The organism is Rhizobium sp. BK512, assembly GCF_014194915.1.
Classification (GTDB): Bacteria; Pseudomonadota; Alphaproteobacteria; order Rhizobiales; family Rhizobiaceae; genus Rhizobium.
Map to the genome: position 1 here is coordinate 626749 of NZ_JACIAS010000001.1, position 14288 is coordinate 641036.

Annotated in this window: 17 protein-coding genes; 4 read left to right on the forward strand and 13 right to left on the reverse strand. The window is 59.4% G+C overall.

Annotation, left to right across the window (positions count from 1 at the left end):
• Nucleotides 1–337: 337 nt before the first annotated feature.
• Both FHX06_RS03195 and FHX06_RS03200 read left to right on the forward strand, forming a co-directional pair.
• Nucleotides 338–928 carry an ankyrin repeat domain-containing protein gene (locus tag FHX06_RS03195; RefSeq protein ID WP_113210751.1) on the forward strand — a complete coding sequence of 197 codons (591 nt, stop codon included), beginning with the start codon at nucleotides 338–340 and terminating at the stop codon, nucleotides 926–928.
• 31 nt (nucleotides 929–959) lie between these two features.
• The gene (locus tag FHX06_RS03200; protein WP_112969204.1) at nucleotides 960–1472 is read left to right on the forward strand and encodes a YHS domain-containing (seleno)protein; all 513 of its coding nucleotides are present in this window, start codon (nucleotides 960–962) and stop codon (nucleotides 1470–1472) included.
• 15 nt (nucleotides 1473–1487) lie between these two features.
• Here FHX06_RS03200 and FHX06_RS03205 read toward each other — a convergent pair whose 3' ends face one another.
• The 4 genes from FHX06_RS03205 to FHX06_RS03220 all read right to left on the reverse strand — a co-directional run bounded on the left by FHX06_RS03205 (nucleotide 1488) and on the right by FHX06_RS03220 (nucleotide 5760).
• Complete coding sequence (locus FHX06_RS03205) at nucleotides 1488–3704, reverse strand: adenylate/guanylate cyclase domain-containing protein (RefSeq protein WP_183878064.1); 2217 nt, start codon at nucleotides 3702–3704, stop codon at nucleotides 1488–1490.
• A 137-nt stretch (nucleotides 3705–3841) separates the two neighbouring features.
• Entirely contained in the window at nucleotides 3842–4054 is a 213-nt protein-coding gene (locus tag FHX06_RS03210) for a hypothetical protein (RefSeq protein WP_183878066.1), read from the reverse strand.
• 93 nt (nucleotides 4055–4147) lie between these two features.
• Nucleotides 4148–5491, reverse strand: coding sequence for an O-antigen ligase family protein (locus FHX06_RS03215; RefSeq protein WP_183878068.1), 1344 nt, complete (start codon nucleotides 5489–5491; stop codon nucleotides 4148–4150).
• Between the two features lie 74 nt (nucleotides 5492–5565).
• The gene (locus tag FHX06_RS03220; protein WP_113210753.1) at nucleotides 5566–5760 is read right to left on the reverse strand and encodes a hypothetical protein; all 195 of its coding nucleotides are present in this window, start codon (nucleotides 5758–5760) and stop codon (nucleotides 5566–5568) included.
• 135 nt (nucleotides 5761–5895) lie between these two features.
• Between FHX06_RS03220 and FHX06_RS03225 the strand changes: the two genes are divergently transcribed.
• Nucleotides 5896–6639, forward strand: a complete 744-nt coding sequence (locus FHX06_RS03225; protein WP_183878070.1) for an SIMPL domain-containing protein — start codon at nucleotides 5896–5898, stop codon at nucleotides 6637–6639.
• Between the two features lie 112 nt (nucleotides 6640–6751).
• Here FHX06_RS03225 and FHX06_RS03230 read toward each other — a convergent pair whose 3' ends face one another.
• The 8 genes from FHX06_RS03230 to FHX06_RS03265 all read right to left on the reverse strand — a co-directional run bounded on the left by FHX06_RS03230 (nucleotide 6752) and on the right by FHX06_RS03265 (nucleotide 12399).
• Nucleotides 6752–7135, reverse strand: coding sequence for a hypothetical protein (locus FHX06_RS03230; protein ID WP_112543640.1), 384 nt, complete (start codon nucleotides 7133–7135; stop codon nucleotides 6752–6754).
• Nucleotides 7136–7301: 166 nt separating this feature from the next.
• On the reverse strand, nucleotides 7302–7607 hold the full coding sequence (locus FHX06_RS03235; protein WP_112543639.1) for a hypothetical protein: 306 nt from the start codon (nucleotides 7605–7607) through the stop codon (nucleotides 7302–7304).
• Between the two features lie 182 nt (nucleotides 7608–7789).
• On the reverse strand, nucleotides 7790–8212 hold the full coding sequence (locus tag FHX06_RS03240; protein ID WP_183878072.1) for a secondary thiamine-phosphate synthase enzyme YjbQ: 423 nt from the start codon (nucleotides 8210–8212) through the stop codon (nucleotides 7790–7792).
• A 74-nt stretch (nucleotides 8213–8286) separates the two neighbouring features.
• On the reverse strand, nucleotides 8287–8640 hold the full coding sequence (locus FHX06_RS03245) for a DUF1428 domain-containing protein (RefSeq protein ID WP_018114104.1): 354 nt from the start codon (nucleotides 8638–8640) through the stop codon (nucleotides 8287–8289).
• Nucleotides 8641–8746: 106 nt separating this feature from the next.
• A complete protein-coding gene (locus tag FHX06_RS03250) occupies nucleotides 8747–9970 on the reverse strand; it encodes an MFS transporter (protein ID WP_183878074.1) in 1224 nt (407 codons plus the stop codon).
• Nucleotides 9971–10093: 123 nt separating this feature from the next.
• Nucleotides 10094–10750 (reverse strand): hypothetical protein, encoded by a 657-nt coding sequence (locus FHX06_RS03255; protein ID WP_183878076.1) that lies wholly within the window; start codon nucleotides 10748–10750, stop codon nucleotides 10094–10096.
• Between the two features lie 137 nt (nucleotides 10751–10887).
• Nucleotides 10888–11286: a DUF427 domain-containing protein gene (locus tag FHX06_RS03260; RefSeq protein ID WP_112543634.1), complete on the reverse strand. Its 399-nt coding sequence runs from the start codon at nucleotides 11284–11286 to the stop codon at nucleotides 10888–10890.
• A gap of 177 nt (nucleotides 11287–11463) precedes the next feature.
• Nucleotides 11464–12399: a phytanoyl-CoA dioxygenase family protein gene (locus FHX06_RS03265; RefSeq protein WP_113210758.1), complete on the reverse strand. Its 936-nt coding sequence runs from the start codon at nucleotides 12397–12399 to the stop codon at nucleotides 11464–11466.
• 135 nt (nucleotides 12400–12534) lie between these two features.
• Between FHX06_RS03265 and FHX06_RS03270 the strand changes: the two genes are divergently transcribed.
• Nucleotides 12535–13398, forward strand: a complete 864-nt coding sequence (locus FHX06_RS03270; protein ID WP_113016547.1) for a helix-turn-helix domain-containing protein — start codon at nucleotides 12535–12537, stop codon at nucleotides 13396–13398.
• Here FHX06_RS03270 and FHX06_RS03275 read toward each other — a convergent pair.
• Nucleotides 13395–14282 carry a DMT family transporter gene (locus FHX06_RS03275; protein ID WP_113210759.1) on the reverse strand — a complete coding sequence of 296 codons (888 nt, stop codon included), beginning with the start codon at nucleotides 14280–14282 and terminating at the stop codon, nucleotides 13395–13397. The genes FHX06_RS03270 and FHX06_RS03275 overlap by 4 nt on opposite strands.
• Nucleotides 14283–14288 lie beyond the last annotated feature (6 nt).

Sequence of the window (14288 nt, forward strand, 5' to 3'; positions counted from 1 at the left end):
CTCGTGGCGATAGCCTAAGGGTTTCACAATGAAATCAATAGCCGTCCGCACCCGGGTATGTGGCGAACTATATTTTCTCCAAATTACGCACACCAAGCCCGATTCGTAGTTTCCGTACCAGACGCCGCGCTGTTTTCTGGCTCAGTAGTCTATCTCGTTCCACGTCCTTTGCGAGCGCACGCGGATGCTCGCCTTAGTCCCAGTGAAACGTTGCCCAGACCTTAAGGGGCTCAATATAGCTGATGACGTCGCCATTCATTGCCGCCTCCTCATATTCATGATAGCTTAATTATACTTTCGCGCTTGTAAGCCAGTGATGGCAAGACGGGGGTGCGCGATGAATGTCTTTTGGATCAGCTTCATCTGTTTCGGCCTTGGGATTTCCGCAGCATCCGCGGGACCACTGCACGATGCCGCGCGCGAAGGCAATGTCGAGCGCGTCAAGCAGCTTGCAGATCAGGGGGCGAACCTCGCTGAACTTGATAATACCGGCGAGCCGGCGCTGCTGATTGCGGCTCTCTCCGGCAAGGCAGATGTCGTTACCCTTCTTCTCGATCGCGGTTGCGACATCGAGATCCGCAACAAGGGTGGGCTCACTGCGCTGCATGCGGCCGCCTATGGCGGCCATCTCGATATCGTGGAGCTGCTGGTGGCAAGAGGTGCCTCCGTCAACGATCACGAGAACTTCTACAATATGACCCCGCTGCATGCGGCATCCGAGGAAGGTCATGCCGATGTCATTGCTTTTCTGCTCGCGCAGAAGGCCGATATCGAGCCGAAGGAAAGAAACGGCTACACGCCGGTGACCCAGGCCGGATGGCGATCACACTGGGACGCCGTCACTCTTTTGTTGAAAGCAGGCGCCGCCTGTCAGGGAGCCGACCTCACGGGTCAGTGGCTCTATGACGAATGCACGAAGCGAAAATGAGCGTGCGCGCCTGAAAAACGGGAGCATTGAAATGTCTCACTGGAATGGATTTGTGAAGGCCGCAGCAATAGGCGGCATCGCCGTCCTGCTGCTGGCGAACGAGGCTACGGCGGAGGACTTCGTCAATACGGGCTATTTCGGCGATGTGGCGATCAAGGGCTATGACCCGGTCGCCTATTTCACGGATGATAAGGCCATGGAAGGATCGCCGCAATATTCCCACCACTGGCTGGGCGCTACCTGGTATTTCGCCAGTGCCGAGCATCGTGACATGTTCGTCAAGGATCCCGGCAAATATGCCCCGCAATATGGCGGCTACTGCGCCGACGGCGTGTCCTTCGGAACGGTGACCACCAACATCGATCCGAATGCCTGGCGCATCATCGAAGGCAAGCTCTATATCAGCTATGATCCCGGTGCCGCAGAAGGACTGGTGAAGAACCCCACCAAGGTGGTCGACTCCAAAAAGCATTGGTCGGAAGTGCAGAACATCCTGATCTCGGAGAAGACACAGAAAGACTGGCAGCACCCCTCTGCCCAGTAGCTGTCCGATCGGCGGTCAGCCCCCGATCGAGAAGAACTTCAGCGCCTGCGGCGTGACATGCACATATGTCGCGCCGGGCTCGTCGGCAGCGCGGTTGCGATAGACGTTGCCGCAGACCATCCTGTCGAGGAAATAGCCCGGGAATTTCTCGCAGAGCCAGTCGCCCCTGATCTCGACAGTGCCGGTAATATTCGTGTTGGCGCTGCGATAGGCGGTATTGCCCGCTTTGTCGAAGAACTGGACGAACTGTGTGCCGTTGCGGTGTTTGCCGGCCCAGCTCTTGTCGCTGATGAGATCGCGCAACTGCTCGCCGGTAACCTGATCGGCCTTCTCGCCCTGAAATCCGAAGGGCCATTCGGGAATGCCCGCCTTCTGCAGCCTGCTCAAATGCAGGTTCAGATCGTCCTTGCGCCAGTAGTCGTAGAGATAGCTGTAGTAGGTGAGATTGCTTTCGGGAAAGAGCGCCAGCAGCTTCGTCTTCTCCTGCAGGCTGCGTTTCCTGTCGCCATCCTCGATATAGGCCGCGGTCAGGAATTCGCGCGCAGCCTCCGCATTGGGAAGCGCGTCGCGGGCCGCCTCCATCAGCGAAATCGACCGGTCGTCATCGCCGATGATGTAGAAGACGATACCCGCCAACAACTGGAAGCCGGGCGATGGCGAAGGATCGAAACGCAGCGCCTTTTCCATTTCGGTGGTCGCCTGGTCATGATTGCCGATATGAGCGAGCACGAGGGCCAGATTTCCATTGGCTTCAGCATCGCTCGGCTGCGCCTGCACGGCGCGGTTCGCCGATATCAGCGCCTCCGTCTGGCGACCATCGACCAGTTGCAGAAGAGCAAGTACCGTATGCGCCCGCGCATTGTTCGGGTCGATCTTCAAAGCCTGCCCTGCAGCGTCGTAGGCGATCTTGCGGGCGACTGCCGCCGACCAGAGGATATTGTAGTCGTTGCGCCAGACATCGACGGCGATCCGCGCGATCCCCGCATGCGCATCGGCAAAATTCGGATCGAGGTCGATCGCCTTCTGGTAATAGGACAGCGCTTCGCGGTAAGTCGCGACATCTCCATAGGTGAGGCCCGCCTGCTCGGCGCGCATATAGTAGTCGTAGGCCTCGAGATTCTCCGTAGGGATCTGCGCCAATTGCGTGCGCTCGCCCTCGCTGAGCCGAATGGCAAGCGCTGCGATGATCTTGCTGATGACATCATCCTGAACCGCGAAAAGGTCGGCATATTCCCGGTCGTAGCGCTCGGCCCAGAGGGAAAGCCCGGTCAGGGCGTCGATCAGTTTGACATTGATGCGCAATCGCGAGCCTGCGCGCTGCAGCGTGCCTTCGAGAACGTAGTGAACACCGAGTTCGGCCGCCACATCCTGTATCTTGCCGCCATCGTCACCCACCGCAAAGACGGAGTGGCGCGCGATGACGAAGAGGCCGGAGACTTTGGAGAGCTCGGTAATCAGGTCGTCGGTCAGGCCTTCGGCAAGATGATCGTGCTCGACGTCGCCGCTGACATTGATGAACGGCAACACGGCGACGGACGGCTTGTCCGGCAGCGGATAGGCAAACCGTCCGGCAACCGAAGGGCTTTCCAGCAACGCCCATGGCTGCCACCATAGCGCAGCTCCGGCAAAAATGAGCAGGAAGGCGCCAGCAGCCATTGCCACGATGCTCCGGCGGCCCGGATATCGGCGCGCATTGGCAGCTCCCTTTGCTGCCAATGGGCTGAGTACGACACGATAGACTCGCACGGCCTCGGCAAGGCTTTTGACCTTCTGCTCGCCAAGCGAGATGAAACCGACATCGAGCTTCGATCTCACCTGGTCGTAGGCTGGGCCCGTGATCGCTATTCCGCCAGGTTCGGCGAGCGACTGCATGCGGTCGGCGAGGTTGACGCCATCACCGTGGATATCGTCTCCCTCGACGATGATATCACCGAGATTGATGCCGATGCGGAAATCGAGACGACGGTCGTCCGGAATCTCCGCATTGTGCCTTGCCTTCAGCCTCTGGACATCCACTGCGCAGCGCATGGCATCGACGACGCTGTGAAACTCGACCAGCAGCCCGTCGCCCATGGTCTTGACCAATCGTCCGCTATGCTCGGCTATCGAAGGTTCGACGATCTCCCTCAGATCTGCCTGGAAACGCAGACGCGTCCCCTCCTCGTCGACCTGGCTCAAACGGCCGTAGCCCACGACATCGGCAATCAGGACAGCGGCAAGGCGGCGCTCCATGTCAGTCTCTTCCCCCGAAAGGACGACAGCGGGAAGCATCTTACAGCACCGCCATAGCCGATACCATCGACGGCGAGAGGAAGGTCGCCAGCCCGTGACGGGACGGCAGACGGAGCCATTGTCATATAACTGTCATATTATGCATAGGTGGCATGCCAAAATGCCCATTGTTGCTGCATCGCGCACAAATTATATGCTCGCCGGCTAACAAAAATAAAAAAAGTGAGCTTGATATGCCCTTGATTTTCAAACGCCGCAAAAGCGGTCTCATGCGACGGATCGTCAGTGGTCTTGGTTCTGCCCAGCAGCGCTATCGTGATGCGCGCGAGGCAAGGAAGACTGCGATCCATCCTTCGTTTCTTGACGATTTCGGTATCTGACCAGACGGGCGCGCTCAGCTTGAGAGCGCTCGAATCCCTTCCAGGCGGGCTTCCATCGCCCTCTCAGGCAGCCTTCTGATCCCGGGACATCATCCCGGTATCCTGCCCGATCTCCCCCTTCCTCAGCATGATCCCGCAGGCAAACGCGACGGCGGAGAATACGAAGAAGAACGATTCGCCGATTGCCAGCCGGTTGTTGGAATTGGACAGGATCGTTCCGAGGAAGAATAGCGTCACCATGCTATAGGCCAGCAGCGCGCTGAGGCTGATCAGCCCGGCCCTCCAGGCAGCGAAAACCCGCCTATACATGGCTGTTGCCAATATCGCGAAAACGATGATGCCGAACAGCCCATGGCGAACAAGCATCTCGAAGTAGCCGTTATGGAGCAGTGTATAGGGCACGCTGGCATAGGTGGTCGAATTCCAGAGGGTGAGCCAATGGTTGCCGGCACCAAAGAGAGGCGCCTGGGCAATCACTTCCGAAGCATTCGCCCAGAGTTGCAGCCGTTCACTCATCGATTCCGGCGTATCTCTTGACGCGATCGCAGCAGCGACGGCATCCCGAACGCCATGTGCGGAGATTTCGGTCTCGATCCGAACGGTGGCCTCATAAGTGGGGCCGGCAAACCTCCAGATATCATCGCCGCCGACAAAAAGCGCTGCTGCCACGAGAGCAATAACAGCAGCTCCTACCAGAGCAGCCCGGCGTCTGTTTGCATAAAGCAGCATCGAGGCCAGCATGAGAGGCCCGACAAGGACAAGGCTCAGCCAGACGCCTTTCGCCTTTGAGCCGTAAATGTTGAAAAGGCAGAGCGCGATGATGAGCGTCGCGACGGCAATGATCCAGCTGCCGGAACGACGCTCAAGCTTGCCGGTCTCCCAGGCGTGCAACAGCCAGTAGAAGGCGCCGATCATCAGGAAGCCGCAGCCGATCGCCCCGTGGATCAGGTTGTTGTGGAAGAGCGGCGAAATACGGTCGTCGCCTGCAAGAATCGGCTGGTAGTCGGTGGAGATCAGCAGGGCGGCAAGTGCTATTGGGAAATAGATCGCCAGGACCGTCCCGACCTCTTTCCGGCTGGAATAAAGCGCGATGCCGACGGCTGGGAAAAACAGCGGAAAGGCGTAGAGCCAGTCGGACGCACCCTTCTCGCCGTAGACGATCAGGCCGAAGAGAAAGCGCAGCAGCGCATAGGCGCCCCAGGCAACACAGGCGTTGGCCAGCCAGTCTCGCTTCAGCAGGCTCAAATTCGGCTTGAACCAGACAAAGATCGTCCCGATCAGCAGCAGCGCCGCATAGCGATAGCTGTCGCTTTCCAGAATGGGTGCCGAAATCAGCAGCAGCCACAGGATGATGAGGACAGGCTTGAGGCGGGAGGGCGTGGCGGTGGGCTCTTCGCTCGCTACCATGGAGAATATTGCACCCTTCTAGCATAGTCGGCAGCACGAAGCAGTTGGGTGACGGAGCAGCGTATTCCCTTGAATTACTGCCGCTTGTAGTCGAGCTTCGTCGCAATCGCCGTGTCGTGGCTGTTCGGCCCTAGCTCTATCAGATTGTTCTTGACGGTAAAGACATTAACCTCGGCCGACCACCACCCGCGCTCTAACGCCACATCGAAGGGATAGACCGGGATGGTCATCGTCCGCAGGAGCAGCGAGAGGTTCGGATTGTCTACCATGCGTTGATTGCCCTTACACTCTTTGGTCGAAACCAACCATCATGATAAAGCAGTCCCCGCATCGATTTCTGCCGCAATAGCTTCACAATCCGCAGACACAAAGCTCGCAGGGACGCAAACAGCCGAGGAACAAACATGGCGCCGAACTACACCAAGACTGCCTTTCTGACAGCCTTTCTGAGCCTGCCGCTCGCGGCATCCGCTCCACTTCTTGCGCAGGAGAATCAGCCGCGCGAAGCGGTCATCAACGTGTCCGGAGAGGGCGAATCGGCATTGGCTCCCGATATGGCGGTCGTCAATCTGTCCGTGGTCAAGCAGGCCAAGACTGCCCGCGAAGCGCTCGATGAAAACAACAAGGCGATGAACGAGGTGCTGGCCGCACTGAAGAAGAGCGGCATCGCCGACCGTGACCTGCAGACGTCGGGCTTTTCGATCCAGCCGCAGTACAATTACCCGCAGCCGGTCGACAATCAGCCACAGCCGCCGCAGTTGATCGGCTACCAGACCAGCAATTCGGTCACCGTTCGCGTCCGTGACCTTTCCAAGCTGGGCGAGATCATCGACCAGTCCGTCACCCTCGGCATCAATCAGGGCGGTGATATCCAGTTCACCAACGACAAGCCGGAAGCCGCCCTGGAGGCAGCCCGCAAGAACGCAGTCGCCAATGCGATCAAGAAGGCGAAGACACTGAGTGAAGCCGCCGGCGTGAAGGTCGGCCGCATCGTCGAAATCAGCGAAAATGTCGTGCGCCCGATGCCGCAGCCGGTTTATCGCGCAGCGATGATGAAGGAAGCTTCCGACGCCGCTGCCGTTCCCGTTCAGGGCGGCGAGAACAGCTACAATGTCACCGTCAGCGTGACTTTCGCAATCGAACAGTAAGTCTCCGCAGGGCGCTTCGGCGCCCTGCCCCGACGGGAAAGCCGCTCAAAAGAAAACCGCCCCTGCTATCTGCAAGGGCGGTTTTTTACGCACTGAACGGTCGCGCCTGGCGTCAGCGGCGCAGGAGCGGGCAGCCGCGAACGTTGCCGAAAGTCATCTCGCTCGGGCCGCGGCGGCTCCAGCCCTGCACGATCACGCGACGCGGCGTGATATCAACGACGCGCGTACGGCGCAGGCCGTAATCCTCGGCGATGTTTGCAGCGATGCGCGGATCGCAGCCGCCGCGGGGCGGACGCCCGTAACCCGGCGGAGGCAGAGGCGGACGGCCATAACCCGGCGGCGGTGGCGGCGGACGACGCCAATCCGGCGGGGGCGGCCCACGGTCCGGTTCACCGATAATGATATTTACCTGTGCTGCAGCCGGCGCAACGGTGCCGGCCAGCGCAGCGGCGGCAAGAAGGGCGGCAAGCCCGGCCTTCGCCATAAACTGCATCATAAAAAAGATCCTTATGGTTGATAGCCACGCGGGCAACTGCCGGAGCCTATTTCGGAATCACTTGCATACAGTTCCGAGAGAAGACGGGCGAAAGCATCGCGGTCAAGGCAAAACAGGCGGAGGCGAGGTTTTCCTGCTTCAAGCTCCCCTGCCCCCGGTCCACCGATCAGCGATACATGAGCGGGCAGCCGCGCACGTTGGCGAAGGTCATGCGATCCCAGCCACGGCGGTCCCGACCGGCAACGACGACCCGGCGCGGTGTGATGGTTGAAATGCGCACATCGCGCAAACCGGAATAGCGGGCTTTGCGGATAGCCTGCATCGGCGAGCAGCCGCGAACCGGCGGGCGATTATACTGCGCCTTGACGACGAAATCGGACTGCGGCGCGGCGAAAGCGGCGGAGCCGGCAAAAGGAATGGAACTCAGGGCAAGCAGTGCGGCAAGTGAAGCCTTGGCAAGGAAATGCGACATTCGGGTTTGTCTCCTCGTGGTGTTTCCTCAATCTCCCTTTTGGGATTGTCTCGAGACTAAACGCATGAAGCTGAATGCTGTTCGAACCGGCCATTCAGTTGGCATTCAGGACGGTTAACGGCGCAGAAACAATGCCCGGCAAAGCAGCGCAGTCGCTTTCGTCCCGGAATGCGCAAGCCAATCTACGGGCCGAGATGCAGGACCACATCGCGCCGATGCGGGCGATCGCGGTGTTCGAAGAGATAGATGCCTTGCCAGGTGCCGAGCATCAGCCGGCCGTTGCCGACGGGAATGCCGATCGAAACCTGGTTCAGCGCCGCCTTTATGTGAGCCGGCATGTCGTCCGGCCCCTCGCTCATATGGATGACCCATCGCATCGATGGGTCGGATGATGGCGGCACGAGGCGGCGGAAAAAATTGTTGAGGTCCGTCTTCACGTCAGGGTCGGCATTTTCCTGAACGAGCAGCGAACAGGAGGTATGGCGCACGAAGACAGTCAGCAGCCCCTCCTCCATGCCGGACTGTCGCACGAAGGCATTAGCCTGATCGGTGAATTCGTAGAGGCCCTGACCGCGGGTGGATAGTGTAAGCATCGTCTGGGGCAAGGCGGTCTCCGTCGCAGATTGTCTCTCGCGAGGTGGCGTGCCTTGCCCCCGAAGTCAATGGCGCATCTCTGAGGTTACAGCCGCAGCAGTTCCTCGAAGCCGCCATAGATCATGCGCTTGCCGTCAAAAGGCATCTGCCACTTGTCGCTGGAAAGGCGTGGATCGGCCATTACCTTGGCATTGACCTCGTCGCGCTGCTGCTTGGACTTGTAGAGGATCCAGGAAAAGACCACGACCTCGTCATCCTTGGCCATCACGGCGCGTGGAAACGAGGTCAGCTCACCATAGGGCACGTCGTTGCCGAGGCATTCGACATATTCAAGCGCGCCGTATTCTTTCCAGATCGACCCGGCATAGGCAGAGAATTCCTTGTAGGCATCGACATTCCCGCGGGGAACGGCGACGATGAAACCATCAACATAGGACATTGCAGATCTCCCTTCGTTTTAACGTCCGAAGGACGTTCGACGCCGGCGGCATCCGACATGGGCGCGTCAATTAATGCCCACGGCCTATGCGGCAAGGAGATAGGGCCTAGCCCTGAAGGGTCTTCACCTTGAGGAGATCCGGGAAAAGCCGCGTCCACAGGAGCACGACGGCAATCGTACCGACCCCGCCAACGATGCCGGCCACGACCGGGCCGATCACGCCGGCAAGCATGCCGGACTCGAATTCACCGAGCTGGTTGGATGTGCCGATGAAGAGCGAATTCACGGCATTGACGCGGCCACGCATCTCGTCAGGCGTCAGAAGCTGCACGAGAGAGCTTCGCACGACGACGCTGACCGTGTCGGACGCACCGACGACGAGCAGCGCGATGACCGAGACCGTTATATTGGTCGAGAGCGAGAAGACGATTGTGGCGACACCAAAAACGGCCACTGCCATCATCATCTTGCGGCCGACTTCCGATGTCAGCGGCCGGCGGGCCAGCACGATGGACATGGCAAGCGCACCGATCGCTGGTGCCGCGCGCAGCAGGCCAAGGCCCCACGGGCCGGCATGGAGAATATCGCGTGCAAACATCGGCAGCAGGGCCGTCGCGCCGCCGAGCAGCACTGCGAAGAGATCAAGTGAGATGGTGCCGAGCATCACCGGTCGGCTGCGGATGAAGGAAACGCCGGCGAAGACGGACGTAAGTGTTACCGGCTCGCGTTTCGAAGGCGTCCACTGCATGCGGATCGAAATCACATTGAAGCTCGCCACCGCAAAAAGCACGGCTGCGACCGCGAACGGCGCAATGGGGCTCACGCCATAGAGAAGGCCACCGAGCGAAGGGCCGATGATCAGCGCCGTCTGCATCATCGAGGTCGACGTGGCAACGGCTCTCTGCAGCATCGAAACCGGCACGATACTGGGCAGGAGTGCCGCCATGGTCGGCCGCTCGAAGGCGACAACGGCGCCCATGATGGTGACCGCGACCAAAATTCCGACCGGTGTCAGCCATTGCTGCCAGGTTGCGATCGCCAGAACCAGCGAGGTAACAGCCTCGATCAGCTGACAGGCAAGCCCGATCCGCCGGCGATCGAACCGGTCGGCGACGTGACCGACGACAAAGGTCAGCACGGCCATCGGCAGAAACTGGCAGAAACCGACGAGCGCGAGCGCGAAGGCGCTATGCGTCTGATCGTAGATCATCCATCCCATGGCGATCGCCACGGACTGGAAGGAAAGTGAGGAAAAGACCCGGGAGGCGGCGAAGTTCAGATAGCCGGGATGGCGCAGAACGCTTTCCCGCTCTTTCACTGGTATGTCCATGGTTCAGTCACCGACCTGCGGCCAAGCCACAGGCGCCTATAGGAATCTTATAAGAGCGGAACGGTGTTCTGCCTGAAAGTGATCCATGTCAACCGCAATAAGCTCCGGTGCGCAATTGCCGCATCAAGTCGAGCGCGGACAGCAGCCGACCATCTGGCACGCCGCGGTATGGAGCTGGTCGCGCATATCGAGCAGCCACATGGTCTCTTCCATGACGTCAAGGATTGCCATACGCAAATCCGGACCAATGAGAGCGAGCAGCTCATTTTGCGAACTGCCTACGGTCGCTGCACCACCAAGAAGCTTCCTCATCTGCTCGACAGTGGGGGCGGTGGAAATCTCGACCCTATCCAGAATGTCGGGAGATGGAATGCCCATCCAGGAAAGTGCGGATGCGACCAGCAGCTTGGAAAGCGCTCGGCACAGAGGACAGGACAATTCTTCGGATGTATCGATGATCTTCCGCTTGAAGCAGGCGATCGTCGCCCGGACCTTGCTGTTGACGGCTGCAAACATGCCTACAGCAATCCTGCGAGTAGCGTTGACCGGTCTTAATATGTAGACCCTTTGCCGGCTCCGGAGGGATGTGGCCGCGCTATTTTCTTCACTGAAACCCTGAACAAGGAAATCACCCCTTCCCGCCAGTATTTCCAGCAGGATCAGAACATATCCGTCACTGCGAAAGACATCGAACTCAAAATTGAAAGAACCATCGCCGATGCTCTCTACGATGCGGATATCCAATACTTCGGAACGAAGCTCCACCTGGTCGAGTTTCATAAGGCCCCCGGGTCTGCAATACCCCGCGCGCGGCAAAGATACTGCAACCTGAAGGGTATTCATATTAACCCAATACGCTTACGCATCCATCGTCATTTGACTGATGCGTAGGTCATAGGTGGAAGTCCGGTTATACCTTAGAACTGGCCTGCTTCGGGCGACGGCAGCTCTTCAATGGAATCGACCCTGTCAGGGTAAAAGGCCAAATGGTCCTTGATGTTGGCTACGGCGGGATTGGGCGCCTCGTAGGTCCAGATCGCATTCTTCGAACGCTCGCCGCCATCACGAATGCTGTAATAGGAGGCATCTCCCTTATAGGGGCAATGGCTCTCGTGCTCGGTGCGCTCCAGCAGCGACATATCCACATCCTTGCGTGGAATATACTGCACCGGCGGATAGGAAGCCTCGCGCAGGGTCAGCGCATCATGCGTATCCGCGATCACGCGCCCGCCGAGCTTGACGACGACACGGGAGGGATTGTGTTCGACGGTGATCGGATGATCCGGCCCGGGAATCTTGATCGGCTTGCCTGACATGGACGTCATCTCCGGATTGATATCTCTCCGAAAGAGATAGGGTGTGCAAGCGACCATCCCAAGAGGCTGCGCGACCATTCTCATTCGGCCGATTTCATAAGCCGCAGATGTGCGCATCGACGATGCGGAAAGAGCCGCGGAGACGGTGACCTCCGCGGCTCTTGACCTGCTATCTGCTTACCAGCGGTCGAGGCCGAGCAGCTTGCGGCCGAGCGGCGTCAGCTCGGCGGTCTTGGCATTGTGCTTTTCCCATTCGCGCGGATCGCCGGGGAAGGCATCGCGCTTCGGATGATCGAGCTCCCGCCACAGGCGAATGCGCTCCTCACGCTCTTCGGCATTATCGTATTCGGCCGGATGCATGGAGATATATTGCGCCATGCGCACACGGTTCTCCGCATGGTTCGGGCGAACGCCGTGGGCAAGCAGCGAGTTGAAGATCATCAGGTCACCCGGCTCCATGTCGATATTGACAGTCGAAAGACCGGTCATATCAGGATGCATCGGATCGCGGTCCTCGGGCTGCGTCTTCACCCATTCGTCGAAATGTTCGAAGAGATAGGGTACGCACTGGAAGCCACCGACATCGCCGTCCTGCTTCTTCAGGCTCAGGACTGCCTGCACGCCGATCGGCATCGGCCGGATGGAGGTATCCACATCCCAGTGGATGAAGCCGTTGGGATTGCCCTTGACCTTCTTCGGCGGGTTGAGATTGGCGCGGTCGATCGTCACCCACAGGTCTTCGCGGTCCCAGATATCGACGAAGACGTCATAGACGCGCTTCTCCATCCGGTTATCCCACATTGCCTGGTGATTATAGATTTCCAGCATGCCGGTATTGTTGAGCTCTTTCATCTTGTGCTCACGGCGCTGCGGCGCATACCAGGTGGAGGAATCGTTCGGATCCTTCTCGTCAAAACGCCAGAGCACCTCCGCAAGCCGCTCGACATTGGCTGCAGGAACGGCCTGGCGAACGATGACATAGCCCTTCGTCGTCCAGTGCTGCCAGTCCGCTTCCGAGAGCACGCGCAGCGGCAGTTTCTTCCTGATGTCCTTGAGCTGCGTGGTGACCGACGAGGCCGTCGGATGAGCGTCGCGTTTCACTGCCAGTTCCATGAGATCCTCCCATCATTTGATCCATTCCTGCTGTTTCAGGCGATGGAGAGAGTGTAGCGGCTCGTCGCAGCTCATGTTGTGCCAGCTTGGCAAAATATGATACTATTCTGGCGTCAATTATCTGAAAGGCGCTTGATGAGGCCGTATCTCGAAATCCTGCCACGCCACGCCGACAGCTCCTGGAGCATGCTGAACCGGCGGCTGGATGACGCGATCCCCTTCCAGTGGCACCACCACCCCGAATTCGAACTGACGCTGACGCTGAACTCCATCGGCCAGCGCTTCATCGGCGATCACACGGGGGAATATGAGGATGGCGACCTCGTGCTCGTCGGGCCGAACCTGCCACACACCTGGGTATCGCGGGCCAAATACGACGAGGCAAACCCGCATATCGCCCTCGTGCTCTGGTTCCACCCGGACTGGATGCGGCAAATGACATCAGGCGCGGTGGAACTGCGCCCCGTCGAAGCAATGCTTGCTCGTGCCGATCGCGGCTTGCACTTCTCGAAGGAAGCGGCCGCTGCCGTCCGCAGCAATATCGAAGCCATCTTCGCAAAGCCCCCGGCCGAACGGCTGCTCTTGCTCTTTAACATCCTCGGCGCCATTGCCGCAGACCGGCAGGCATCTCCGCTTGCCAGTACACCCGGCCAAAGCCGTGAATTGCAGGAGAGCCGTGAACGGATCGACAGGGTGCTTACTCATGTGCATCTGAACTATGCCCGCGCAATCGCGCTGGAAGAACTTGCCGATATAGCTGCCCTCAGCGTCTCGGGCCTGCACAGGCTCTTCCGCCGCCATACCGGCACCACCGTCTCGGACTACCTGATCCGTATGCGCATCGGCGACGCCTGCGCCCGCCTTTCGGCCACGGTTCAGCCCGTCGGCCATATCGCCGATGCTGTCGGCTATAATTCGCTTGCCAATTTCAACAGGCAGTTCAGGACGCAAACCGGAATGACGCCGCGGCAATACCGCAACGTCTTCCGCCCCGCTTAAACCTTGGCCGTTCGCCGCAGGCTGGCGAGGCCAAGGCCTATGACCGCCGCCAGGACGCAGGCAATCCCGAAAATCTGGTTGGCACCAACCGCCTCTCCAAGAACCAGGAAGGCAAAAATGACGGCTGTTGCCGGCGCAACAGCCGTAAACAGAGAGGCCTCCGCGCCACTGACGCGCTCCGCTCCCGCATACCAGAGGATGAAGCCGCCGACAGTCGGCACCAGCGCGTAATAGAGGACCGCAAGCAGAGCAGGCTGCGAAGCGATGCCAATATCATGATGCTCAAACAAGGCGGGCACACCCGCGACGACGAAGCCGATGGCCGTCATCAGCGCCGACTGCGTCAATGGCGGAATCGACGTGCCAAGCCGCTTGTTGAGCAGGATGAACAGCCCCTCGCAGATGACCGCGCCGAAAATCAGCATGTCACCGATGAGAGACCCGCTACCGGCAGCCGGCGAAAAGGCAATGGAAAAGACGCCGGCAGCCGCAAGCCCGATTGCCAGAAGCAGGAACCGTTGCGGCCTCTCGCCAAGCACGAGGATGGAGATTGCCGCGGAGACGACGGGCAGCGTGCCGATGATGACGCCGGCATTGGCCGCCGACGTCAGCGACAGGCCCGAAATCAACAGCGTCGTGTAACCCACGCTCCCAGCACCTGCCTGCGTGACGAGGATCAGCCAATCCCGTCCGGAAAGCCGTAACAGCCCCGATCCTGTCCATCGCATCAGGAAGAGAAAGAATGGAAAGGCCACCGCAAAACGCAGGGCCGTCGCCGTAAAAGGCGGTAACCCGGAAGCAATGACCTTGCTGGCGACAACGGTACTGCCGACCGTCGTCATGGCCAAAGTGAGATAGATATAACCTTGAAATTCCCTGCTCATCTGCCG